This is a genomic window from Desulfatiglans sp. (assembly GCA_012513605.1).
Lineage (GTDB): Bacteria > Desulfobacterota > DSM-4660 > Desulfatiglandales > HGW-15 > JAAZBV01.
Window position 1 is genome coordinate 1 of sequence record JAAZBV010000099.1, and the last position, 24,908, is coordinate 24,908.

Consider the following 24,908-nt stretch of genomic DNA (forward strand, 5'->3'; position numbering starts at 1 on the left):
CATCGGGATTTTGACTTTCGTTTTTTAAATTCGTTTTATTTTTATAAAAATAATTTTTTTAGGGCTGCCATACCCTGGGAGCATAAATCTCTCGAAAAAAGGGTTTTTCGACAGCCTCGTTATTTATTATTCCGGGTAATTCATTCATCGGTTTTCTCTTTTATTTGGATAGGTAGCCCCAGTAAACATAATATGTGACAAAAAAATGACTGGATTGACAGCTTCCTGACTTGATGCGAAGAGGAGGTCTTTCAGGCTTAAGATGCTGAGATAGTTTAGGAAATAACGATTTCATATCGTCCTCCTTTTGTTTAAAAATGTAGCAGGGTAAAGTATTTAATCAATATGATTATTTATACAATTAATATGCCAAACGAACTGATTTATACTTCTAAAAATTATGAAAGATTGGTTTTCTAAATCTGTGTGTTTTTTGTTCCTTTTGGCAGGATAGAATGGCTCTAATGCACGTTACCAATTACTTCCCTTACCTTTAAAGCAAGGTCTTTTTTTGAAAAAGGTTTTGGTAAAAAATTGACTCCATCATCCAGGATACCCCTGTTTGCAATTACATCTGATGTATATCCTGATGTAAATAATATCTTTATATCGGGATACGCGGCACGCAGCTCTTCTGAAAGCTGATGCCCATTCATATCGGGCATAATCACATCGGTTATGAGTAGATGAATTTTATTGCTATATTCAGCAGCTTTAGCTATTGCCTCATCCGGTCTTTTCGCTTCAAGCACTTTATAACCAAGGCTCTCGAGCATCATTGTTGTCATTCTTAAGATTTCATGCTCATCCTCTACAAGCAGAATGGTCTCATCGCCATGGATATTTGGATCTTTTTGCTTAATAGATTTAATATTATCACTTTCATCATAATAACATGGTAGATAAATCCTGATTATAGTTCCCTGACCTGGCTCGCTATAGACGTTGATAAAACCATTATTCTGTTTGACTATACCATAGACAGTTGCTAATCCGAGTCCCGTTCCCTTACCTATGGCTTTGGTTGTAAAGAAAGGTTCAAACAGGTGTTCCTGTGTTGTATTATCCATGCCTTTTCCATTATCGCTTACTGAAAACATAACGAAATCACCGGAAACAAACCCGGTATGAATAGCGCAATAGTCCTCATCAAATGATTGTACCCCAGTCTCGATTATGATCTTTCCAACATTGGTAATTGCATCCCTTGCATTGACACACAGGTTTACCAGGATCTGATCAATCTGGGTAGGGTCCATCATGATTGGTAGTGGGTCTTTACAGGGACGCCAGACAAGTTCTATGTCCTCTCCGATTAGATGACGCAGCATCTTGAGCATACTTTCAATTGTATCATTCAGATTCAGTTTTTTAGGCGCAATTGTCTGCTGCCTGGAGAAGGCTAGCAGTTGGGCTGTTATATCAGTTGAGCGTTTTGCTGCTGCAAGTATCTGTTGAAGATCAGAATGCAGACGCGAATCAGGCGCCACTTCTTCCAGCGCCATCTCTGTATATCCGAGAATTATGCTGAGCATATTGTTGTAGTCATGGGCAACTCCCCCTGCAAGACGTCCGACTGATTCCATTTTCTTTGCCTGGGTCAATTGTGCCTGGAGTCTTTTTTTATCATTTTCGGCCTTTTTCTGGGCTGTGATATCCTCATAGACCGCCATTATAGCGTTAATATTATCTCCTTTTTCTTTAACAGGGGTCGCAGAAAGTCTTACATCTACAAATGTTTCATCTTTTCTCTGTCGAATAAGCTCAATATTAGAAAAGGATTCACCGTTCATAACCTGTGTGAATAATACTTTATAGTCTTTACTCTGCTCGTCTGGCACAATCGGAAGACATCTGCCAATAGATTCTTCTTCAGTCCATCCGAATATCTCCTCTGCTGCGCTATTCCAACTTTTTACATGTCCATCCGGTGTAAGTGTAATTATGGCAAATGGTGAAGCGGTTATGATAGCCCTCTGGTGCTCTTCACTATTACGTATTTCCTTTTCTGCCTTTTTTCGATATTCACTGTTCAGGATCAGTTTTGCGAGTATGGCTGTAGTAGCAGGATAAATAATCATCACAGACAGACCGATTTTTAAAAAAACCTTTGCTGCCATCTCCCAGGGTAACCACAGCATACAAATAAGCATTACAATATGAACTGTAATGCCAAGTAGATAAAATTCAATAAGGGTTGGAGATTTATTTTTATCTGAACGAAGGTATTTCCAGACTATACCGATAGAGGCAGATGTTATAATAACTGATATGCCTGTCAGTACACCGGCTCCACCCATAATTATACGCAGGGTTGCAGTCATTATTACCGCAATAAACACCGGTATTGGGCCGAAAAAAAACCCGGAAATACAGAGAAGAACAGACCGTGTATCAAAAACAACACCCCCTCCAAATATCCATGGATTGAACATTATAGCTATTCCGATACACCCAAGGATAATGCCTGTAAGCACTTTTCTGAGAAGAGGATGATCATTTCTTGATTCAAAGTCGAACATATCATAAAGCAGATATAATGAAAGAAGGAGGGCAGCATTATTAACCATTCCGATAATACTTGAAGAGTCCATTCTTTTCCCTACGCCAAAACTGCCTTTCAGGTGTATTAATGCTACCCGTGATCAGGTCGACAACCTATAATTATCTACACATAGGTTTATAAAAATATTACAACATCATTAAGTGATGTTTCTTATTGGAGAAAGAAATTGATCAATATGCCCTCGATATACCATATGTTTTCATCAGCCCATACAAGCGGGCTCTACCCAAACCGGCGATCCTGCATGCCTCCCTTATGTCACCATTGGTGACAGAAAGTAGCTCACTTATATATTTTTTTTCATTTTCACATATGATTGTTTCCCTGAATTCCTTTATTGTAGGGAGAAGCTGTGAAAATGCGGAGGTTATGTTTCTGTCACTGCTTTTTTGAACCCGATCCATGTGATCGGTAATGGTGGAGCGGGCAAGATCAATGCGGATCTGATCAGAAAGGTGCTTTGGGAAAAGTGTGGGTTCATACCTTGCCTTGCTTATGGCCCCTTCAAGCGCATTGACCAGTTCACGCACATTTCCTGGCCAGTTATACGCCTCAAGGGTCTTAATAAATTCAGGGGAATAACCCTTTATGCCTATCCTTTCACGCTCACATGCCTTGCTGATAATGTTTAATGAAAGCTCTTTTATATCCTGTACCCTTTCTCTAAGGGGTGGAAGCGATATGGTTAAGGATTTTATTCGTAACAGGAGATCCTGTCTGAACCTCTCTTCCCTGACCATCTGTTCAAGGTTCTGGTTTGTTGCAGCGATAAGTCTGAAATCACTTTTAAGCTCTTCCTTGCCTCCGATCGGTCTGAATCTCTTTTCCTGTAATACCCTTAAGAATGTCTTCTGCACTGACATGGGGAGTTCGCCTATCTCATCTAAAAACAGGGTGCCTTTGTCAGCCTGTTTTATAAGGCCTTCCCTGTCACGGTCAGCGCCTGTAAAGGCCCCTTTAACATGCCCGAAAAGGGTGCTCTCAATGAGGGTTTCAGGTAGGGCGGCGCAATCCACAATAACAAAATTGTTGTCCCTTCTGCTGCTGTTATCGTGTATGGCAGATGCAAACAGCTCCTTGCCTGTGCCTGTTTCGCCGGTAATAAGGACAGTCACATCATTCATTGCGGCCTGGGCCACCTGGTCAAGGCATAGCCTTATCTTTGCGCTTTCGCCTATGATGCCTTCTCTTTTGAGTACAATGGAATTGCCATTAGTCTTCTTCTCGTTCCGGTACTGGAGCGCCCTGGAAAGGGGAAGTGTTATGCCATCAATTGAAAGGGGCTTTTCTATGTAATCCCATGCCCCGTTTTTTATGGCAAGTTCTGCTCCATCAGGGTCGCCTTCACCTGTAATAATTATAACCTCTGGAAATGAAGGTAAGATCTTTAACTTTGGAAGCAGACTTAAACCGTTGCCATCTGGCAGGTTTACGTCAAGGAGTACGACATCATATGGCTCTGTTGTTGCCTTTTTATGGCCATCTGCAAGTGAATGGGCACAGTCTGATTCATGCCCTATTTTTTCTGTAACAGCCTGTAATAATATGCAAATTTCCTTGTCATCGTCTATTATTAGTATTTTTGCCATGACTTCTAATTTTTTTAAGGTTGTCTATTTCAATTAAACCGGCTTCCTGGAATGTTATATTTTTAGCATTTTTCGTGCCAAATGTATTCTAATCTCTGCAATTTTGCTCGTTATAATAGAAATCAGGATCGAAATCGTTATTATTATCGAAATCAAACAGCACAAGGCTGGATTTTCCTGAAGGCAGCTTACTGGAATTATTAAAGTAACCGGCTAGATTTTAATGAATAATCATTGGAAAATCTCGATTTGGATTTCGATTTTGATTTGGATTGCGATTATTATTGCCGGATTTTTATTTAGTTATTGTCATTAAATTGACAGAGTTTTTTGATGGGAAAAGATAGAGTAGAGGAGTAAGAGTGGTGATAATTTATATCATACAGTAATATTTTTTGACCTCTCCAGTATTGCCCTGAAATGGCGGTGTTCAGGCTGTTTCAGGTCAGGGTCTTTCTCAAATATCTCCTTTACCATATCGCTGGTCATGCGAAACAGGTCATGATTTTCAAATACTTCACCTAGCTCAAACTCGCTTAAACCGGACTGTCTTGTGCCTGTTATCTCGCCGTGGCCCCTGAATTCCATATCCATACGGGCAATTTCAAAGCCATCACTGCATTGCGTCATTACAGAAAGCCTATTTCTCGTCATTATAGACATGCTTTCAGGGGATACAAGTATACATGTGCCGCCTTTGCCACCCCTGCCAATCCTACCCCTTAGCTGGTGAAGCTGGGCAAGGCCCAACCGTTCAGGGTGTTCAATGATCATGAGTGAGGCGTTTGGCACATGGATGCCCACCTCTATTACTGTTGTGGCAACAAGGATAGCTATTTTACCCTCCCTGAACTCCTTTAGTGTTGCATCCTTTAATGCTTGTTCCATCTGGCCGTGAAGGTATTCCACCCTGTGACTAGGGTTAATTATCTTTTTAAGATTAGTAGCCATCTCAATAACACTTTTAAGTTCCATGTTCTCAGATTCGTCTATAAGCGGGCAGATAATATAAACCTGGCCTCCCTCCTCAAGCATTTTGATCATGCTGTCAAAAATCCATCTTTTTTTTGTCCTTTCCACAAGAATGGTGGAGACAGGTATGCGGGCGCCAGGGTACTGGGCAATTATGGAGACATCCCTGTCATAATAGAGGGTTAAGGCGATTGTCCTGGGGATTGGTGTGGCAGACATGGATAATACATGGCTGTTTTCCCCTTTTTCTATGATCATTGAACGCTGGTTGACCCCGAACCTGTGCTGTTCATCAATCACTGCAAGGCCAAGTTTTTTGAAACTGAGTTTATCCTGGATAAGGGCATGGGTACCTATAACTATATTATAGGCGCCATCTTTGACAGAATCGTATATCTTTTCCTTTTCCGGTCTTTTAAGGGCGCTGGTGATAACCACAGGCTTAAAACCCATCTCTGGCGGAAGTGCGCAGAAATAGGCCATGTGCTGTTCTGCCAGAAGCTGGGTAGGGGCCATGACTGCCACCTGAAGATTGTTTTTGATAACCATATAGGCGGCTGCAACAGCAACAAGGGTTTTGCCTGTGCCAACATCACCCATAATGAGCCTGTTCATTGGTATCCCGCTGATCAGGTCGTTACGAATTTCCTCTATGCATTTTATCTGATCATCTGTCAGGGGGAATGGAAAGAATGTATTGATCTCCATTAACATGCGCTCCGGTATCTTTAATGGAGTGGTTGTTTGAAATACCCTCTGCCTTCTGTCATGGCTCATCCTGAGTGCTAGGTTTAAAAAACGGTCAAAGATTATCCTCCTGTGAAAGGGGGTCTCTCCACTTTTTAATCCCTGAAGATCACTGCTCTTATCAGGGGAGTGGAGCGCCATGATCGTCTCTTTAAGGCCGGGCAGATGTGCATTTTTTAAAAATATCTCAGGCACAGGGTCAATAACAAGGTCAAGGTATTCTTTAATGGCTGCCCTGATAAGGGGCCTTAACTGCCTGTTAGAGAGCCCCTCTATAACAGGGTACACAGGCAGCAATGCTGGTGTTTCATCATCACCCGCAGTTGTAATATCAGGGTGGTACATCTGAACCCTGTTACCATGGCATGTGACATGGCCGTATGCGCATATCTCCTGCCCTGGGCTGCAAAACAGGTTGAAATATGCCTTTTTCACATTGAACCAGCAGAGGTCGACCTGATAAATGCCTTCACTCAGGATTATCTTAAAGAGATTTTTTCTGGAACGAAACAGCCTCTCTTCACCTGATGAGAGCACCTTTCCTTTTATATGTGCTGGTTTGTTATACTCAAGCTTATTGAATGGGATGATCTTTGTCCTGTCCTCATAATCCTTTGGTATGAGATATAAGAGGTCGAGAACAGTGGATATGCCCCTTTTTTTTAGTCCTGCTGCCCTTTTGACCCCGATTCCCTTGAGCCTTGCGACAGGTATGTTAAGAAAATCGTTTGCTATTGCGGAGACCGCAGGTTTCCGATCACTCTTTCCAGCCATGTGCGCCTATCAGGTCCACAAAGCGGCATCCGCCATGCCTTACTGTTTTGTATCCGGTTTTAAGCCTGATTATCTCGATAAGATCCTGGCTTGATTTTCCGCCAACAGGTATTACCATTCTCCCGCCCTCAGTAAGCTGTTCTACCAGATTTTCCGGGATCTGCGGTGCCCCTGCTGTAACAATTATTGTATTGTAAGGGGCATACTCCTGCCAGCCTAGAGTGCCGTCATAGTACTTGAAAAGGATGTTTGTATAATCAAGGGAATTTAACAGGTATCTGGCCTTTTCCATGAGAGGGCGGATACGTTCGATAGTATAGACCTTTGACGAGAGTTCAGCAAGTATGGCTGTCTGATAACCGCTTCCTGTGCCTATCTCAAGGGTCTTTTCTTTGCCTGTGAGTTTCAGTATCTGGGTCATAAGGGCAACAATGAAGGGCTGGGATATTGTCTGCTTGTGGCCTATCGGAACAGGATGATCATTATAAGCCTCGCCTGCTAAAGCCTCCTCAAGAAAGAGGTGTCTGTGCACCTTTGACATGGCCTCAAGCACACCCTTATCTTTTATTCCCTTTGGGATGAGCTGGGTCTTGATCATCCTCTCGCGTGCATGTTTGTAGTCGTGATTCATTCGGGCTCTCATGTCAGGTTGCTAAATAGCGTTCATCTGCTCCAAAAGAAATAGAATATTCAGCCAGGCTGGGTGTTCTTTATTAACCTATTTTTTATTCTCAAACAAGAGGAAATGTTATTTAGTATCCATCCAAAAACTGTCGTTTTTGGTTTTAAGCGGTCAGCTATCAGCATTCAGCTTCCTGTCCCGCCATAGCCTTGTGCGACGGCGGATCAGAAAAAGGCATATAATCAAAAGATGGCTGAAAGCTTCATCCAGAACCAGCCTCTATCAGGATGGAGGCCATTTAAAATTTTACAGAGTAGTATTCCTCCTTTTTATGGTACACATCTTGCAAAATATTAAGGGTTGATGGTTAAATGATTTTAAAACACCTGCCTTGCATAGATAGATTTATGTGTTGCCTTATGAACTTTAGATGGTATGAAAATGGAAAATATAGCGAATCAGAAGGCATTGACAGATGATAAAACCCTTTCAGAGGCGGAGCTGAACCTGGTAAGGAGGCTTTTTACTACTCTTCTTCTTACTGTCAAGAACCTGACATTATACCCTGAGGGGCATGGCATATGTAAAAATTCCATTAATCAGTTTTATACTCAGCTTACAGCATATATAAATAAATTCGGTAAGTTAAGGTTTGAGATAGAAAGGGAACAGGTTGTCTGTCGTGATGGAATATTAGTTGAAGGCATCCCTGAGGAAGGCTCCCTGCATCATACCCTATTCAGGGACGGAATAAGCTGGCTTGAGTTTACACCCGGTGTGGAGCAGAAGGAGGTCAGCGACCTGCTGCTGATAATTAACAGATATATTAAATTATCAGCAGAACCTGAAGGGGATATAGTAACCGCACTCTGGGAGAACCCCTTTCCCCACATCCTTTATGAGGTTACAGAATTCTTTTCCGGTAGTGGTAATGAAGCAGAGGATTTTAATGATATTGTCTCCAGCAGAGGTTCATTAATAAACGAAGGCACCGAGATGAGGGAAAAGGCTCACCAGGTAGACCCCCCTATTGATCTCATCAACATCGCTCTTACTCCTGATGAGGAGATGACCTTAAAAGAGATGATGCTTTCTGAAGAGGAGGCTGACATCACCTCATATCTTGATGCCCTTCTGGACAGTCTCCTGCAGCAGAAGGAGGAGGATGACTTTTCAAAGATACTTGATGTGCTCTCAGAGGAATTTACACTTACTCTTGGAAGGAGGGATTTTGATATCGGGCTCAAGATCCTTATGGGGCTTCAGTATATAAGGGATATATGCAGGGAGGATTTACCATGGTCTGAGAAATTGATCTCAGGTTTTTATGCAAGTGCCTCAGGTAAAGAGGCGCTAGCGCCACTTAACGAGATATGGGAACAGATAGAAACTGACGATGCTGCTATCCTGTATGATATATTTATCCTGCTTGACAGCAGGGCGATCCATACCCTTTTATCCCTGCTTTCCAAACCCCAGAGTGATCCCAAGAAAAAGGTGCTGCTGGATGCCATTGTTCATTTTGCCTCAAGTGATATTAGCGCGCTGGAGCTTGCTATCAATAATGCTGGTGACAATCTCCTTGAAAGGCTTGTCTCAGTTCTTCTCAAAATGGATAACCCACAATCCCTGAAATATCTCCAGAGACTTTCGCATCACTCATCCGGGTCTATAAGATACACCGCCATAAAGGGGATACTCAAGATAGACCCTGGCCGTATAAAAGAGATGTTTAACCTTATAGTCGATAAAGAGGATTCCATAAGACAGCTTGTTCTGGCACAGATGGAGAGCGTCCGCGATCCGGCTGCAGAGGAGTTTCTTGTATCATACTTAAAGAAGATCAGGGCAACCGATTTTTATGCAAATCACCTGATACAGTGCTTCAGGATACTCGGTAAATGCGGCTCAGCCCGTTCTGTGCCATTTCTTAAAGATACCCTTTTAAAATGGGGTTTTCTTGCGGGTTCAAAAAGGGCTGTAATAAGGACGGGGGCAGCAATTGCCCTTGGCACACTCGGTTTAGCAGAGGCAGATAAGGTCCTTGATGCTGCAAAAAGATCTATGTTTCCCGGCATAAGGAAGATAGCGGGCAGCGCAATAGAGGAATTGTCAAAGGAGGTACCGGTAAATGACAGATGAAAACAGGGCCATGCCAGCAACAAATGCGATTGAGTTTATAAGGGTGATGCATAACCTTATCTATACAGCAAGGATACACAAGGATAATAACAGGCTTATTAAGGAGTGCCTTGTAAAATTTAAGGGTATTCTTGATGAAATGACAAAAGAGGGTGATTTTAATATCCAGCTCTGGCGAGGCAGGTTCCATATAGATGGCGAAAAACTCCGCGCAGGAAGGGAGAGCCAGAATATCATTAATGAGATGGTAGGATATCTCTCCGAAAGAGGGATCGGGGCTATGCAGTTTTCCATCACCAGTGCGAAGGCCTCATATCCTGATATTATGACACTGATACGCTTGATTGATCTCTCCATAAAGAATGAATCACCCTTTGAATGGCTTAAAGGCAAATTCCCCGGATATTCCCTGGAATGGGTAGATATCCAGAAAAAAAAGGAAGATGATCGCGATGGCGATGAGAGTGGTGAGGGCTACAAAAGGAAAAAAAAGGCCAAAACCGCCTATATGATGGCCCTTGATACTGTAAAGGATGTAGCCGAAAAGGCCTCAAAGGGTGTAGCCGGGGTACTTAAGGCGAGGAGACTTGCCCAGAATATAGTGGACCTTATCCATGAAGACAGGTCACTTATACTGGGGCTTGCAACCATCCATGAGTATGATGATTACACATACACCCATTCGGTTAATGTCTCTCTTCTGGCTACATGCCTTGGAAAACAGATAGGGTTATCAAATGTGGTGCTTGAGCATCTCTCTGTATGCGGGCTGTTTCATGACCTGGGCAAGGTAGGTGTGCCCAGGGATATCATCCTTAAGCAGGGAGCGCTTAATGATGATGAATGGGATATGGTACAGAGCCATCCACTGCTTGGGGTAAAAAGGATATTAAGATTGAATGCAGACAAGGAGTTGAGGTCAAAAATAATCCTTGGCCCCTTTGAACACCACCTGAACCCTGACATGACAGGTTACCCTAAAACACACTTCATGAAAAAACTCAGCCTTTCAGGCAGGATCTTACGTATTGTTGATGTGTATGAGGCGCTTACTGCAGATCGTAAATACCGCAACAGATCTTTTACACCGGATGAGGCATTAAGAAAGATGTGGAGCGAGGGAGAAAAGAGCTTTGATATGGTGCTATTAAAACACTTTGTAAGGATGATGGGGATATTCCCGATAGGCTCCACAGTAGAGTTATCAGACGGGAGATTTGCGATTATCGTGGATTACCCTGACGGCCCTTTGGCCCCGGCTACAATAATGCTTCTTGAAAAGGACAGCAGTGGGACCCTGTCACATGGTGAAGTGAAAAAGCTTTCAGGAGAAAATGGCTACTCAGGAGCAAGCATTAAAATGGGTGTTATCCCCTCCAGCATCGGTGTATCTGTGGCTGAACTTTTATTGAAATGACAGGCCAAAATTTAACCGCAAAGACGCAAAGGGCGCCATGAAAAACAAAAATTATTATTGATAAAATTATAAAAAGCCTTTCTCCGTGCTCTCTGCCTGTCCCGCCATAGCTTTAGCGGAGGTGGATGTCCTCCGTGGTGAATACTTTTTTCGTATTGGAACTCTTTACAGTCTTTTAAATCTTAACCGGCTTTAATTACTTTACCTCCCATATGGAGAGCATCTCGCTTTATTTTATTGGCTTAAATACAATCTTTTTGCATTCCTCTTTTTTAAGGGTAATCTTTTCACCTTTCTCATTTTTAATAGTTATAGATGCCTCATCGATTGTCCCTTCAAGTATGCCAGCCTCATTAAGGGTGACTATGTCATGGTTGTAACCCTCAGGCATGATAGCTATTTCAGAGATCTTATCCCTCTCAAGAGTGACAATGGAATAGGGTGATGTAACAGTAAATGAATCGGTTAAAACATGCCCTGAAATTTTATCACCATTTTTGAGTTCCACTGTATCGTTGATATCAGGGTTACCAGCGGCAAAAGTAGTTACAGTGAATATGGCGATAACAAGAAGGGTAACAAGTAAAATAGATTTAATAGATTTTGATAACATTTAAGGCTCCTTTTTTTGTATTAATACTGAACATGAATATACAGTGAAAATTTTCTCCTGTCACGATAGAAAAAGTATATTTCTAAGTTATTGATGCTACAGTAACTTTGTGGAATAACGATGAAATCAGTGAAATTTGCATATGTTTTTGTTTAACATGGTAAATAGAGCTGCCCAAATATGTTCTAAATTCACACATAACAAAAAAGATTCACACAGGAGATATTACCATAAAAAAGCGAATCTATTCGGTCTTTACATCCATTATTGCCATTTGCCTTTGTATTTTATTTGCCCAGCCAGTAACAGGACCGGAGCCTTCACCAGCTAAAAAAACAATGCCCAAGTTTCCGATCACTATAAAGCCTGACACACGTGTGGAGCAGCGCAAGTATCATTTTACAGATAAAAATGAGGACTTAGGTTATGTACTTTTTATCTCCTCAAAGGTTTCAAAGGATAAAAAGAATCCGCTCATAATTGCACTGCACGGACTGGGTGGCACATACAAAAGGGCGATAATATGTCAATATGTGGGTGTAGACCTTTGCGCGCCATGAAACAGGGTACGTGGGAGCAGTGGGCGTAGATATAAAAGCAAATCAAGCTATTAATTTTGCCTTTTTATCTGTGTCCCACAGTCTCCTGGACAGTTCTCATATCCTGCCATATTTTCCTTTCGGGTGCTACAGGTATAACAGACAAGCACAATTGACAAAGACTAACCCTGGTGATATAAGTGCATATAACAAATGATATCTCATTATTTTTTAAGGCTGTTGTAAGTTGACCTGATTATGAGTTCCTTCTTACATGAATATTGAAATGATTATAGTTGTGATTATCCTGTTAGGAGTAATTACCCTTCTCTTGACAGGGAAACTCACCTCTGACGTTGTGTCTGTGCTTATTATTATCTCCCTTATCTTTTCAGGGATTCTCAGTATTGACGAGGCCTTTTCAGGTTTCAGCAATCCTGTAGTTATTACCATCGCATCTTTCTTTATTATCTGCGGGGCGCTATATCATACGGAGGTCTCCGGGCTGATCGGGAGTCAAATAATTAAGATCAGCGGGTTATCCGAGGTTAAGACAACCGCTCTTGTGATGGCAGCGGGCCTGCTGCTCTCTTCTATCATAAACAACCTGGCTGCCACGGCCATACTTCTGCCCGGGGTTATTTCCGTATCGATCAAATCCCGAATTGCCCCCTCCAGACTCCTAATGCCCCTTGCATACAGCACAATACTTGGAGGGATGCTCACTGTTGTCGCAACTCAGCCGAATATAATTATTAACGAGGTATTAATGTCGGCAGAGGGCAGGGAGCTTGGTTTTTTTTCCATGCTGCCCTTTGGCTCTGTAATGGCCGTCATAGGTTTTTTATACATGCTGATAATAGGAAGGCGTCTTCTTCCTGTTAAGTATTTCGAGGAAAAGATAGAAATATCCACCTCTCCCGAAGAGCTTCCATCCATATATCAACTTGAAGAAAGGCTTTTTGAACTCAAAGTGTCCGAATCCAGTTCCATAGCAGGTAGATCACTAGCTGAAAGCAGGCTTGGTTCAGGTTATGGAATAAATGTTATTGATATAATACATACTGCCAGAAGAAGGTTGTCACCCAAGAGTAATGACCGGATAATGCCCCATGACAGGCTTATTGTTCAGGGCAGAGAAGAAGATATAAACATGGCTTCAGAGGTCTTTGGTCTTGAGATAAAGAAAAAAAGCAATTTACAGAAAAAGGACTTCATGACTGATGAAATAGGAATAGCGGAACTTATACTTCCGCCCAGGTCTCATTACGCTGGAAAAAAGCTTAAAGAAATTTTCTTAAGGGAACGTTTCGGTGTTACTGTTCTGGCGATCTGGCGTTCGGGAAAACCGATCAGGTCAAGGCTTGGCGAGGAGACTCTCCAACTGGGAGATGCTTTGCTAGTGAGAGGCCAATGGAACAAATTATCAATGCTCGGAAGAACAGACGAGTTCCTGCCGGTTTCCGGTTTTGAAACATCGCCAAACCCTCAGCATAAAGACAAAATGATCACTTCCATCATCATTATTGCCCTTATGCTCCTGGCTGTTGTCAGTCGGATTCTGCCTGTCTCGCTTGCTGCCTTTACTGCCGCGGCACTGATGGTAATCACAAGATGCCTTACAATCGCGGAGGCATACAGGTCTGTGGAGTGGAAAATGATAATACTTCTCGCGGGCTTTATTCCACTCGGGGACGCAATGGTAAAGACCGGACTCATAGATTATTTTGTCAGGAGTCTCTTTTATGCCTTCTCAGGGCTTGGAACACTGTTTATACTGGGCTTGCTTTTTTTGATATCTTCAGTGGTATCTCTTTTGACCTCAAATATCACTGCAACCATCCTCTTAAGCCCTGTGGCATTTTCAATGGCCGGCACATTCAACATCAGCTCTGAAATGCTACTGATAACAGTAGCCCTGGGTGCATCAAACGGATTTATGACACCTATAGCTCAACAGGCCAACCTTATTGTAATGGGGCCTGGATACTATTCACTAAAGGATTATCTGAAAACCGGCACGATACTGAGTATTCTGGTCTTCTCTGGCTTTATATTATCTGTACATCTTTTTCTTTAAAGGCGTTATGATGGATATAAATCAGCTCATAGTTTTTTTGACCCTGGCATTATCTCTTGTCTTTTTTGTTTGGGGAAGATGGCGGTATGACATTGTAGCAATTATGGCCCTGCTTGTTGTGGCTGTAACAGGCATAGTGCCTGCAAACGATGCTTTTACGGGATTCGGGCACCCTGCTGTCGTGACTGTGGCGGCGGTTCTCATTATCAGCAGGGGACTCATAAACTCAGGTGTGATAGATGCCCTGACAAACCAGTTATTCAAGCTGAAACAGAATATGACTGTTCAGATACTTGTGATTGTCACCATTGTGGCAGCGCTCTCATCCATGATGAACAATGTAGGTGCCATTGCAATAATGCTGCCGGTTACGGTCCAGATCGCACACAAAAACAGGCTTCCGCCCTCTCTTTTCCTTATGCCCATAGCCTTTGGTTCGCTTCTCGGCGGCCTTACAACTATGATAGGCACTCCGCCTAACATTATAATAGCCCTTGTACGTCAGCAGGAGGGTATGGCAGGCTTCAGGATGTTCGATTTCTTTCCTGTAGGCGGTGCAGTTACACTGGCGGGCATATTGTTCATATCGCTTATCGGGTGGCGTCTTCTTCCTAAAAGAAAAGGTCAGGCGTCGCTGGAGGAACTTTTTCACATACAGGATTACATTTCAGAAGTGCGCGTTGTAAAAAATTCGTCTATCGCAGGCAGCAGAATATGGGAGCTTGCTAAATTAAAAGATCTGGAGATAAATATAATAGGCATTGCAAGGGATAAACGAAGAATAGTGCAACCTGCCTCGACAGAGGTCCTGCTGGAAGATGACGTTCTGGTCATAGAAGCTGATTCGGGTGATCTGAAGGCCTTTGTGGATAAAGCCAAGCTTGAACTGGCTGGGGACAGGGAAATTGAGAAGGATATACTTGGATCGGAAGAAATAATTATGGCTGAAGCGGTCGTAATGCTCGATTCGATTCTCTCCGGAAAAACCGCCCTTAGCCTGAATCTCAGAAGAAGATATGGGCTAAATCTTCTTGCTGTGGCCAGAAAAGGGTTGCGGATCAATCAGCGGATCGCCTCGATCAGGTTTCAGCCCGGAGACGTGCTTCTATTAAACGGCCCTGCCAGCAGTATAAATGAAACTATTGTTGAAATGGGCTGCATTCCCCTTGCTCAAAGGAATCTGAAGATCGGCAAGCCTAAGCAGATAATAAAAAGCCTGACTATTTTTGTTGCCGCTATACTTATTGCTACCTTCAATATTCTACCGATACAGATATCTCTTACTATTGCGGCAGTGGCAATGGTTTTGACAAGACTGATTTCTATACGCGAGGTGTATGAAAACATCGACTGGTCTGTCATTATACTTCTTGGAGCTATGATACCGGTGGGTATGGCGTTTGAAACCAGCGGAGGGGCCCAGACCGTTGTTTTTCATATGCTTAAAATATCAAAGAATATATCGCCATGGGTATCACTTTTGTTAATTCTTATAATTACATCAGGCCTGTCAAATATCATAAACAACGCAGCAGCAGCGGTTCTCATGGCCCCTATCGCACTGGAGGTGGCAGGCGCACTGGGAGTATCAAACGACCCTTTTTTAATGGGTGTGTCACTCGGTGCGTCATGCGCTTTTATGACACCCATAGGGCACCAGTCAAATACCCTTGTAATGGGGCCTGGAGGCTATAAATTCGGCGATTACTGGCGTATGGGGTTTCCTCTTCAGATCTTGATTATTATAGTGGGTTTACCTGTGATATGCCTTGTGTGGCCGTTTTAAAGAATAAAGTGGTACGCTCCTTAATAATATAGTTTAGAAAATGATATTGAATTTCTAAAAAACGCCCCGGTTCACTCATTATTTTAAGTGTGTAACGTGGTTATGTGAAATTGGTTATCGCAAACCAAGCAAATAGGCCTTCATGATCACCTTGGATAAATTAAAAAAGCCCGGGGATGTTATTATGGTTGGAGATTCTTAAATTGCCGGTATAGGTGGTGTAATGAATCTTGGCAATACCATTTTGCCGATGTCGGAAAATTGGTTGATATTGGCAGGTAAACGATTGGTATGATTCTATACTAATGAAGCTGTATCTAACTTTCTCCGCTTTTCTTGATGTATATAAGGTCTCTTTGTTATAAGTGGGTGACCAGGGAACAAGAGTGAAAGGTCACGATTTATTTTAATAGGCCAAGCCTGCCAAGCTCAAAACCAATATCCGCCATATCCAGTTCTTTGAGTTTATCAGATATTTGAATGCCTGTTTCAATATCCCAACCTCGTATAGAATAATATTCATTTATCAGAAGCCTGAAATCATTCCTGTCAAAAATATTACCCTTTTTGGATATGATAGCCTTATCCTTGCCAGGCGCTATGCATTCAGGGTTTTTGAACATGGTTTCAAGGGGGTCTGTGTGGTAAAAATCCATTATAGTGTCGCCTGTCCTGCCGCCTGTGCCCTGCCTTATCATTATTGCCCGCTGGAGGTTGAATATCCTCTCCCCTGTACGAAGGTATTCCTTTTTATCGAAATATTTACCGGTTATGGCTGAGAGTATCTTGGCCTCCATTGTGCAAAAACCTGAATCTGCTGTTTTGTATTTTACAGGGTATATGGGCCATGAGAGGTCGCACAGCACAAGGCTTTCCTTCATGTAACCATACTCCTGTATCATCTTTGCGGCAAGAGCCTTACCCTGCATGGTGCCAAAGTCCCCTGCCTCAAGGCTACCCCAGTATTCCTCTGCTATTTCATAGAATTTTTCAGGTGATATAAAGGCATCTTTGTATCCATCAAGGTAATTCTGCCATCTTCCTGTAACAAGGGATGTTGAATGAAGGAGGTGTATGGCCCTTCTCGGTTCAAATGGGTAAATGAGGGCGTGCACAGGCATGTATCTCGGGTCATAATCCCTTGTCTCATTTGCCCTTGTCCCGATTACAGCGCCTATAAACCTATCTGACCCCCTGCCCACATTGTTTGCAGCCTTTATAGTGCCATCAGCCAGTGTGTTACCAAACCCTTTTCTGTAAGTGATCTGTTCAAAAAGGATTATAACAAACTCAAGGCTTCCGATCTTTGAAAGAGGAAGCCCTGTCTCCTCTTCAGTGATTATCCCTGCATTATAACAGGCGGAGAGCCAGCCAAACATGGGCATGAGTACTGCTGTATCAAGCCCGTACTGATCACTTAGCTGGTTCGCAACCCTGTTTATTGATAGCCCCTCTTCAAGGCCGTTATATTTTATGGCATGCTCAATATAAACAGCAGATGCCTGACAGAAATGTTTATATCCCCTACCTGATTCATCAGGAAACTCCTGTCTGTCACAGCCGCTTATACACCCGTAGCAGGCCCTGACTTTTTTTTTGTCAATCAGTACATGGCCGTAATTTTCATAATTTTCTGTCCGCAACTTGAAAACAATCTCTGCAAAATTCTTGAGCGCAGCAGGGTCAGAGGCGATTGGTCTTTTCTTTTTATCGATCACTATTACAACGGCCTTGAGATTTTTAGCGCCAAAAACAGCCCCGAATCCGCATGAACCTGTTGCATTGTCTGATGCCATTACAACGGCAAAGGAGACGAGGTGTTCTCCGGCAGGGCCGATGCACATTACACGGGCCTCTTTACCAAGGGTTTTCAGGAAATAGGTTTCTGTATCAACAGTTGTTTTTCCCCAGAGATGGGTTGCGTCATTTATGCTGATACTGTCATTATTGATAAGTATCCATGAAGGCTTTTCACTTTTACCTTTTACTGCAATGCCGTCAAATCCGGCATATTTAAGCCACGTGCCCCAGCTTCCTCCAAAATTGGCATAGGAAAATGATTCCGGTTCCATAGCAGGAGACTTGCCGCACATCTGCCACCTGCACCCTGCAAACCTGGTAAACCCGGCAATAGGGCCTGTTGTGCATATTATACAGTTATCAGGGTCATATGCCTTTGTGTAGTGCGTGGTCTCATCCCAGTAGAGTTTTGCGCAAACCCCTCTACCGCCAATAAAGCGGTCAGCATAATCAGATGTATCAAGCTGTGTAGTGGCATGAACTGATAAATCTACCTTTATTATTTTACCAGCATATCCATAATTTGCCATATGTGACCTCTTTCTTTGTATCAATGCCAAGTAATATTCGTATAATACTGATAATATATTTGTAGGGGCAACCCTATGTGGTTGCCCGGTGATGATTGCCCTGCCCCATGATCTGCGGGCAGGCACACAGGCCTGCCCCTACGGGTATGCTCCAAAATTATGCAATTCTTATTGAATCCTTTTCTTGTATTCAACCATATACATTGCATTTAAAATCCGTGTTTGGACAAGCATTACTTTACATATAAATTTTAATTATCCTTAACAGGTTTCAGTGTTAATGAGGTTATAAGCCCTGTGAAACTCATTGCCGCTAGCACAATAAATGCCGCACTGTAACTCCCTGTCCGGTCAAAGAGATACCCGGCCATAACCGGCCCAATGAACCCTCCCATAGATGATATAAAGGCTGTAATACCGAATATAAGGCCATGTGACACTGTCCCGAACAGCTCTGCAAGGATAGGTGAGATTACAGAAAAGACCCCTCCGTGGGCAAACCCGTGGATCATGGCAAAGATTATCAGCATCCACATGTTATGCGAAAATTGTAGCCACATGAGCCCTGATAAGAGAAATATAAAACATACAAACATTGCACTGATGTTGCCAACCCTGTCCCCTGCAGCCCCCATCAATAATCTGCCAAAAATGCTGAACGCTCCGAGCGTTGACAGCACCTTTGCAGCATCTCCTCCTGTGAGGCCTAGATCAAGGCCATGGGGCACAATATGGATCATCATGGTATTTGAGCAAGTATAGAAAAGGGTATAGACTATCGCTATGGTATAAAACTGCCTTGTCCCGATGGCCTTTTTAAAGGATATGCCCTTTTCAATATGCGATTTTACCCTGTTTTTTATATCTCTGTCACCGTCCGGGGCAAGCCCTTTAATAAAAGGGTCTCTTACTAACATCTGGGAGACAATAAAAAACAGGATCAGTACGATAATGCCAAGTATGATGAGCGTGTTCCTCCAGCCATAATAATTTATGAGCTTATTGATAATGAGCGGCATGATAAACATACCTGCCCCTGTGCCAACCTTAACGATCCCGGTTAATAGCCCCCTTTTTATGATAAACCAGCGCGCTATTGTCGAAAGAAGCACCACATCGACGCCTGAAATGCCTATACCGATGAACAGGCAGCAGAAGATATAGAATGACCATATAGACCATATCCTTGACATAAGCAGATAGCCTACCCCAAGGACAACCCCGCATATGGTCATGATAAGCCTGGGCCCGAACCGGTCATTGAGTCTGCCAAGCACAATGCTGACCAGGGCAGCGATTACATAGACAAATGAGAGTGCGCCGGTAAGGGATGCCCTTGACCAGCCGAAATCAGAGACAAGGGGATTAATAAATACCCCGAAACTGTTGAACATGCCCAAACCAAGTATTTGAAGACAGAAGGAGGCAAAGACTATCGCATACCCGTAAAAGAATACGGGCTGCTTTCCACCGGGTAATGCTGGATTACTATTCAATTAAATCAACTCCTTGAACTGCTATTTTATCTTGTATATCATTAGAGCAGATACTGTTTTTTATAAAAATGAAAATGATTTTAATAGTTTGCTCCGTAAAATATATAAGCAAATGTTTATCATTATAGGGAAAATACATAAAGTGTTTTATTGAAAATTGCCCCTGGCGCTGTTTTCCCTTGACAAAATATTCATGTTAAGGCATCTATTTTGCCTTTGTTTTTATATGTTAACTAAATTTGAAAGGTTGTGAATACAATGCTTTGCGAGACAATAAAAGAAGGTGTTGATTGCTTTTTTATGAAAAAGGATGGTTGCCAGTTTCCAGGTGGCGCATGCCATCAGATTATTGATGTATGTATCGGTTGTAATAGAATTCAGGAGTATCCTACAGGCAAATACTGTAACAGTTTCCCTGAGCCAGCCGTAAAATGGAAAAATGGAAACTGCAACATGGCTACCCACATCAAGGTTGAAGCCAAGGCCGAACAGAAGATCAACCCACTAAAGGCTTCAAAGCGCGGCAAGCACTAGAATCTCCTCTTTCAGGCAGATTTTTCCATCCTGTAAACCGCCTTTATATAAAAGGGCAGGTTTATGGGAGTGGATTGGTTTGTCTTTTTAGATATATTAAAAATTCTTTGTTACCCTTTGGCCCAAGGATTGGGGAGGGTATTACACCAACCGGGGTAAGCCCCTGCTTTTTACAGAAATCACTTATATCTGCGATTATCCTGTTATGGGTCTCCTCATCCCTTACAACGCCACCCTTTCCGACCTCCCCCTTTCCTGCCTCAAACTGGGGCTTTATGAGGGCTATAATAAAGGTGTTTTCATGAAGGAGCGCTGATACAGGGGGGATAATGAGTTTGAGTGAGATAAATGAGACATCTATTACAGCGGCATCAGGTCTTTCATTTATATCTTCGCTGGTGAGGTTCCTGGCGTTGGTCTTTTCAATAACAGTTACCCTGGGGTCATTTCTCAGTCGCCAGTGCATCTGACCATAACCCACATCAACAGCGATCACACTTTTTGCGCCATGCTGCAGAAGGCAGTCTGTAAACCCGCCTGTTGATGCACCTGTATCAAGCATCACAAGCCCTTTTACATCTATATTAAAGTGCCTTATGGCTGCCTCAAGCTTCAGGCCTCCCCTGCTTACATAGGGCATGGGTTGGGTTTTTATGGTGATTTTGCTCTCTTCATGGAATGTATGGCCTGGCTTATCTTCCCTTGCACCATCAACCATGACCTCGCCCGCCATGATAATGGCCCTTGCCTTTTCACGGCTTTCAGCCAGCCCCTTTTCAACCATGAGCTGATCAAGCCGGATCTTTTTTCTTGAGATCGCCTTTTCCAATGATCACTTTCCGAGCAGCGTTTTAGCTTCCCTGATTATGCCTGCTTTATCGAGCCCGTATTTTTCCTTTAAAAGGGGAATGGGGCCATGTTCGATAAATTTATCCGGGAGGGCAAGCCTTTTGGTCTTTATTGTATGGATGCCTGCATCCTCAAGGGATTCAAGCATTGCGCCTCCAAGCCCCCCGCTTCTGATGTTTTCTTCAACTGTGAGCAGGCTGCCTGTTTTTTCAGCAAGATCTAAAATCTTTCTGTCAATGGGGGTTACGGTGCGGCAGTTGATAACTGTTGCTTTAATGCCTTCAGCTTCAAGCGCATTTGCTGCCTCAAGGGCAGGGTATACCATGCTGCCTATTGCTGCAATCACAAGGTCGTCTCCTTCTGTAAGAACCTCTGCGCTGCTATTGATGGGTATGAGTTTTAATTCTTTATCAAAAGGTACCCCCAGCGCCTCACCCCTTGGGTACCTGATTGCCACAGGACCATCATGCTGAAGCGCAGTAAAGAGCATGTGACGCAGTTCATTTTCATCCTTTGGCGCCATGACTGTCATGTTGGGCAGATTCCTCATGTAGGTGAGGTCAAAATAGCCGTGGTGAGTTGGCCCGTCTTCACCTACAAGCCCTCCCCTGTCAAGGCAGAATACCACATGCTGCCTTGTGAGGCATACATCATGGATGATCTGGTCAAAGGCCCTCTGCAGGAATGTGGAATAGATGGCCACAACTGGCTTGAATCCTTGTGTGGCAAGCCCTGCTGCAAATGTAACAGCATGCTGTTCAGCAATCCCCACATCATGAAAACGATCAGGATATCTGCGCGCAAACTCATTGAGCCCTGTGCCTTCAGGCATGGCCGCTGTAATTGCAAATATTTTCTCATCTTTTGTGGCGAGATCAACCATTGTATCGCCAAAGACCTTAGTATAGGTGGGGCAGCTTTTTTCTCTCTTCTGTGGTGACCCTGTCTCCACCTCAAAGCAGCCCACACCATGAAAATAGGCCGGATTTTTTTCTGCCGGGGCATAGCCTTTCCCCTTTTTGGTAAGCACGTGGACCAGTATTGGCCCTTTAAGCGCCTTTACATTCCCGAATGTCTCTATGAGCATATCAAGGCGGTGACCATTAATAGGGCCTATGTATTTGAATTTGAATGCCTCAAAGAGCATACCAGGTGTGAAAAAGGTGATTAGCGAGTCCTCGCTCTTCCTGAACAGGTTAAGTATGTTTTCACCAAAACCGGGGACAGACTTTAAAAAATTTTCAAAATCTTTCTTGAGGCTTACAAACCTGCGTCCTGTCATTTTACGGCTTAAAAAGGATGATATGGCCCCTACATTGGGGGCTATGGACATCTCATTATCATTCAGGACCACAATAAGGTCTTTATCCGAGTCTCCTGCCTGATTAAGCCCCTCAAAGGCCATGCCTCCGGTCATGGAGCCATCGCCTATAACCGCTATTACCTTTGAATCTTCATCCTTTAACGCATTTGCTGTGCTGATACCTAGGCCTGCTGATATGGATGTGCTGCTGTGGCCCGTATCAAAGGGATCATAAGGGCTTTCTGACCTTTTTGGAAAACCGCTTAACCCCCCGTATGTTCTGAGAGTATGAAATCGCTCTTTCCTTTCTGTAATGATCTTGTGGGCATATGACTGGTGCCCCACATCCCAGATTATCTTGTCTAAAGGGGTGTTAAAGACATAGTGCAGCGCCAGGGTCAGCTCGACAACGCCAAGGCTGGGGGCAAGGTGCCCGCCTGTCTTTGAGACTGTTTTAATTATCAGCTCCCTGATCTCCCCTCCAAGCTGCTCAAGCTGCCCTACAGAAAGAAATTTCAGGTCCTTCGGGGTACTAATTTTTTGTAAAAGATTTTCTTTATCACTTTTTGTCATTATTTTTTTCTTTCCATTATGTAAAAGGCTATCTGCCTCAGTATATCTGCCTTCAAATCAAATCCTGAGATGACCTCAACCGCACTGGCTGTAATCTCTTTAAGCATCTTTTTCGCATTATTCATGCCGTAATTCGATGGATAAGTGTTTTTGCTTCTTTCAGCGTCAACGCCAGTCTGTTTTCCAAGCTCCTCTGTGCTGCCCTCTATATCAAGGATATCATCTGATATCTGGAAGGCAAGGCCTATATATTTACCATATTTATCAATCTGATCAATCTGTTCATCAGTTCCCCCACCGAGTATGGCCCCGGTTGTAACCGATGCCCTTAAGAGCGCACCGGTTTTATGCGCATGGATTATCTCCATATGCGAGGTATCTATTTTTTTGCCCTCTGCCCTTATATCAAGCACCTGGCCCAGAACCATTCCCCTTGCACCTGCTGCGGATGCAACCATCTCCATAACCCTTATGAATCTGTCAGCCCCAACCCTTGCAAGCAGTTCAGCGCAGGCCATAATCCTGAATGCCTCGGTCAGAAGCCCGTCTCCTGCGAGTATAGCGATTGCCTCTCCATAAACCATGTGGTTTGTGGGCTTACCTCTCCTTAATTCATCGTTATCCATTGCGGGGAGGTCATCATGTATAAGGGAGTAGGTATGTATCATTTCAAAGGCGCAAGCAACAGGCATAACATCATCACTGGTTCCGCCTACTGCCTCTGCCGCTGCAATGCAGAGGATGGGCCTGATCCTCTTTCCCCCTGCAAAGAGGCTGTATCGTATGGCATCATAAAGCTCATGGGCAGGGCCTTTTGTTTCAGGTAGAAAGCCGTTCAGTGCCTCATCCACTATTATTCTTTTTTCATTCAGGTATTCTTTAAGTTGCATAATCAGGGCTCTTCCTGTTCGCTTGCATCAAATGGTCTTTTTGTGTATCTTCCATCACTTTCTTTTATCAGGATAGAGACCCGTTTTTCAACCTCATCAAGTTTCCCTGAACAGAAGGTAAGCAGTTTCATCCCCTCCTCAAATGCCTTCAGTGATTCTTCAAGGGGCTGTTCCCCTCCTTCAAGCTCTTCTACAATATCTTCAAGCCTTTTCATTGCATCTTCAAATTTCTTTTCAGCCATTATTCCTCCATGTGACTGCTGACTTTTACCAAGCTGACAGGGTCAATCCTCATGTTGTTAACCCTTACTCCCCAGTGAAGGTGAGGCCCAGTTGATCTGCCTGTTGAACCAACCGTACCGAGGATATCACCCTGTTTGATTAGCTCATTATTATTAACATTTATTTTATCAAGGTGAAAGTACATAGTGAATATGGCTGCACCGTGATCAATAATAACAGTGTTACCCGTAAAAAAATGATCCCCTGTAAAGACAACCCTCCCCTCATTTGAGGCCTTTACAGGCGTACCCTTTTTGCCTCTCAGATCTACGCCTGTATGGGGTGACCTGGGCTGGTCATTAATGACGCTCCTTCTGCCAAAGGGGCCAATGATCTCGCTTTCTATGGGCATTATAAAGGGGGCATTGAACAGTACCGGTGTATCAGGTTCTGCCCATAAACGGTCAATAATCTCCTTTTCGCTGTTTACCCGTACCAGGTCTTTTTCGCTCAGGTTAACCTGACCGGGAGGGAGCGTGAGCCTTCTCACGCCATAATCCTTATGAAGGATTTTTATCTTATGATGTTTTTCAATGGCTGAAGGCTTGAAAAGCAGAGTTAAATCGTATGTGCCTGGCTTCTGCTCAAGGTCTGCTGCAATAAACCCCTCATATATTTTTTTGTCAGGACGGTATAAGAGATACACCTCTTTTTCAAGCCACCTCAATTCCGGTCTTTCACCCTTTTTTTCATGGATTTTTAGGTGGATAACACCGCCCTGATTAAGCTCCTGGGATGATAATGTCATTTGGACATCATTTGCGAAGGCAGGCACATTGATTGTTAATATTGCAACTAATAAAA

The 24,908-nt window shown here is 43.3% G+C and carries 18 protein-coding genes; 6 read left to right on the forward strand and 12 right to left on the reverse strand.

Features of this window, described 5'->3' with window-relative positions:
- Nucleotides 1–461 precede the first annotated feature (461 nt).
- The 4 genes from GX654_13235 to GX654_13250 all read right to left on the reverse strand — a co-directional run bounded on the left by GX654_13235 (nucleotide 462) and on the right by GX654_13250 (nucleotide 7,279).
- Nucleotides 462–2,594, reverse strand: coding sequence for a response regulator (locus tag GX654_13235; GenBank protein NLD37824.1), 2,133 nt, complete (start codon nucleotides 2,592–2,594; stop codon nucleotides 462–464).
- Nucleotides 2,595–2,736: 142 nt separating this feature from the next.
- Complete coding sequence (locus GX654_13240) at nucleotides 2,737–4,155, reverse strand: sigma-54-dependent Fis family transcriptional regulator (protein ID NLD37825.1); 1,419 nt, start codon at nucleotides 4,153–4,155, stop codon at nucleotides 2,737–2,739.
- A 378-nt stretch (nucleotides 4,156–4,533) separates the two neighbouring features.
- The gene (gene recG, locus GX654_13245) at nucleotides 4,534–6,648 is read right to left on the reverse strand and encodes an ATP-dependent DNA helicase RecG (protein ID NLD37826.1); all 2,115 of its coding nucleotides are present in this window, start codon (nucleotides 6,646–6,648) and stop codon (nucleotides 4,534–4,536) included.
- On the reverse strand, nucleotides 6,632–7,279 hold the full coding sequence (locus GX654_13250) for a protein-L-isoaspartate(D-aspartate) O-methyltransferase (GenBank protein NLD37827.1): 648 nt from the start codon (nucleotides 7,277–7,279) through the stop codon (nucleotides 6,632–6,634). The genes recG and GX654_13250 overlap by 17 nt, the downstream gene beginning before the upstream one ends.
- 432 nt (nucleotides 7,280–7,711) lie before the next feature.
- On the opposite strand from GX654_13250, the gene GX654_13255 reads away from it, so the two are divergent.
- Complete coding sequence (locus GX654_13255) at nucleotides 7,712–9,412, forward strand: HEAT repeat domain-containing protein (GenBank protein NLD37828.1); 1,701 nt, start codon at nucleotides 7,712–7,714, stop codon at nucleotides 9,410–9,412.
- Nucleotides 9,402–10,829, forward strand: coding sequence for an HD domain-containing protein (locus GX654_13260; GenBank protein NLD37829.1), 1,428 nt, complete (start codon nucleotides 9,402–9,404; stop codon nucleotides 10,827–10,829). Before GX654_13255 ends, GX654_13260 begins: the two co-directional genes overlap by 11 nt.
- A gap of 229 nt (nucleotides 10,830–11,058) precedes the next feature.
- On the opposite strand, the gene GX654_13265 is transcribed toward GX654_13260, so the two are convergent.
- Nucleotides 11,059–11,442 (reverse strand): hypothetical protein, encoded by a 384-nt coding sequence (locus GX654_13265; GenBank protein NLD37830.1) that lies wholly within the window; start codon nucleotides 11,440–11,442, stop codon nucleotides 11,059–11,061.
- 338 nt (nucleotides 11,443–11,780) lie between these two features.
- Between GX654_13265 and GX654_13270 the strand changes: the two genes are divergently transcribed.
- The 3 genes from GX654_13270 (at nucleotide 11,781) to GX654_13280 (ending at nucleotide 15,847) form a co-directional block, all read left to right on the forward strand.
- Nucleotides 11,781–12,002 (forward strand): hypothetical protein, encoded by a 222-nt coding sequence (locus tag GX654_13270; protein NLD37831.1) that lies wholly within the window; start codon nucleotides 11,781–11,783, stop codon nucleotides 12,000–12,002.
- 253 nt (nucleotides 12,003–12,255) lie between these two features.
- A complete protein-coding gene (locus GX654_13275; GenBank protein ID NLD37832.1) occupies nucleotides 12,256–14,061 on the forward strand; it encodes an SLC13 family permease in 1,806 nt (601 codons plus the stop codon).
- A gap of 10 nt (nucleotides 14,062–14,071) precedes the next feature.
- Complete coding sequence (locus GX654_13280; protein ID NLD37833.1) at nucleotides 14,072–15,847, forward strand: sodium-coupled transporter; 1,776 nt, start codon at nucleotides 14,072–14,074, stop codon at nucleotides 15,845–15,847.
- 401 nt (nucleotides 15,848–16,248) lie between these two features.
- On the opposite strand, the gene GX654_13285 is transcribed toward GX654_13280, so the two are convergent.
- Together GX654_13285 and GX654_13290 are read right to left on the reverse strand one after the other, a co-directional pair.
- Nucleotides 16,249–18,177: a hypothetical protein gene (locus GX654_13285; protein ID NLD37834.1), complete on the reverse strand. Its 1,929-nt coding sequence runs from the start codon at nucleotides 18,175–18,177 to the stop codon at nucleotides 16,249–16,251.
- A 251-nt stretch (nucleotides 18,178–18,428) separates the two neighbouring features.
- Nucleotides 18,429–19,673, reverse strand: a complete 1,245-nt coding sequence (locus GX654_13290) for an MFS transporter (GenBank protein NLD37835.1) — start codon at nucleotides 19,671–19,673, stop codon at nucleotides 18,429–18,431.
- Between the two features lie 258 nt (nucleotides 19,674–19,931).
- On the opposite strand from GX654_13290, the gene GX654_13295 reads away from it, so the two are divergent.
- Nucleotides 19,932–20,207, forward strand: a complete 276-nt coding sequence (locus tag GX654_13295) for a hypothetical protein (GenBank protein ID NLD37836.1) — start codon at nucleotides 19,932–19,934, stop codon at nucleotides 20,205–20,207.
- A gap of 61 nt (nucleotides 20,208–20,268) precedes the next feature.
- Here GX654_13295 and GX654_13300 read toward each other — a convergent pair whose 3' ends face one another.
- Genes GX654_13300 through GX654_13320 form a run of 5 tightly spaced genes read right to left on the reverse strand, consistent with a single transcriptional unit; the run spans nucleotide 20,269 to nucleotide 24,852 of the window.
- Nucleotides 20,269–20,991: a TlyA family RNA methyltransferase gene (locus GX654_13300; GenBank protein NLD37837.1), complete on the reverse strand. Its 723-nt coding sequence runs from the start codon at nucleotides 20,989–20,991 to the stop codon at nucleotides 20,269–20,271.
- A 48-nt stretch (nucleotides 20,992–21,039) separates the two neighbouring features.
- A complete protein-coding gene (locus GX654_13305) occupies nucleotides 21,040–22,932 on the reverse strand; it encodes a 1-deoxy-D-xylulose-5-phosphate synthase (protein ID NLD37838.1) in 1,893 nt (630 codons plus the stop codon).
- Nucleotides 22,932–23,822, reverse strand: a complete 891-nt coding sequence (locus GX654_13310; GenBank protein NLD37839.1) for a polyprenyl synthetase family protein — start codon at nucleotides 23,820–23,822, stop codon at nucleotides 22,932–22,934. Before GX654_13310 ends, GX654_13305 begins: the two co-directional genes overlap by 1 nt.
- A gap of 2 nt (nucleotides 23,823–23,824) precedes the next feature.
- Nucleotides 23,825–24,064, reverse strand: coding sequence for an exodeoxyribonuclease VII small subunit (gene xseB, locus GX654_13315; GenBank protein ID NLD37840.1), 240 nt, complete (start codon nucleotides 24,062–24,064; stop codon nucleotides 23,825–23,827).
- Nucleotides 24,064–24,852 carry a M23 family metallopeptidase gene (locus tag GX654_13320; GenBank protein NLD37841.1) on the reverse strand — a complete coding sequence of 263 codons (789 nt, stop codon included), beginning with the start codon at nucleotides 24,850–24,852 and terminating at the stop codon, nucleotides 24,064–24,066. Before GX654_13320 ends, xseB begins: the two co-directional genes overlap by 1 nt.
- Nucleotides 24,853–24,908 lie beyond the last annotated feature (56 nt).

Bases quoted from the DNA above. Each gene is read 5' to 3' on its own strand.
- GX654_13235 (NLD37824.1), bottom strand. From the start codon at position 2,594: ATGGACTCTTCAAGTATTATCGGAATGGTTAATAATGCTGCCCTCCTT.
- GX654_13240 (NLD37825.1), bottom strand. From the start codon at position 4,155: ATGGCAAAAATACTAATAATAGACGATGACAAGGAAATTTGCATATTA.
- recG (NLD37826.1), bottom strand. From the start codon at position 6,648: ATGGCTGGAAAGAGTGATCGGAAACCTGCGGTCTCCGCAATAGCAAAC.
- GX654_13250 (NLD37827.1), bottom strand. From the start codon at position 7,279: ATGAATCACGACTACAAACATGCACGCGAGAGGATGATCAAGACCCAG.
- GX654_13255 (NLD37828.1), top strand. From the start codon at position 7,712: ATGGAAAATATAGCGAATCAGAAGGCATTGACAGATGATAAAACCCTT.
- GX654_13260 (NLD37829.1), top strand. From the start codon at position 9,402: ATGACAGATGAAAACAGGGCCATGCCAGCAACAAATGCGATTGAGTTT.
- GX654_13265 (NLD37830.1), bottom strand. From the start codon at position 11,442: ATGTTATCAAAATCTATTAAATCTATTTTACTTGTTACCCTTCTTGTT.
- GX654_13270 (NLD37831.1), top strand. From the start codon at position 11,781: ATGCCCAAGTTTCCGATCACTATAAAGCCTGACACACGTGTGGAGCAG.
- GX654_13275 (NLD37832.1), top strand. From the start codon at position 12,256: ATGAATATTGAAATGATTATAGTTGTGATTATCCTGTTAGGAGTAATT.
- GX654_13280 (NLD37833.1), top strand. From the start codon at position 14,072: ATGGATATAAATCAGCTCATAGTTTTTTTGACCCTGGCATTATCTCTT.
- GX654_13285 (NLD37834.1), bottom strand. From the start codon at position 18,177: ATGGCAAATTATGGATATGCTGGTAAAATAATAAAGGTAGATTTATCA.
- GX654_13295 (NLD37836.1), top strand. From the start codon at position 19,932: ATGCTTTGCGAGACAATAAAAGAAGGTGTTGATTGCTTTTTTATGAAA.
- GX654_13300 (NLD37837.1), bottom strand. From the start codon at position 20,991: ATGGTTGAAAAGGGGCTGGCTGAAAGCCGTGAAAAGGCAAGGGCCATT.
- GX654_13305 (NLD37838.1), bottom strand. From the start codon at position 22,932: ATGACAAAAAGTGATAAAGAAAATCTTTTACAAAAAATTAGTACCCCG.
- GX654_13310 (NLD37839.1), bottom strand. From the start codon at position 23,822: ATGCAACTTAAAGAATACCTGAATGAAAAAAGAATAATAGTGGATGAG.
- xseB (NLD37840.1), bottom strand. From the start codon at position 24,064: ATGGCTGAAAAGAAATTTGAAGATGCAATGAAAAGGCTTGAAGATATT.
- GX654_13320 (NLD37841.1), bottom strand. From the start codon at position 24,852: ATGACATTATCATCCCAGGAGCTTAATCAGGGCGGTGTTATCCACCTA.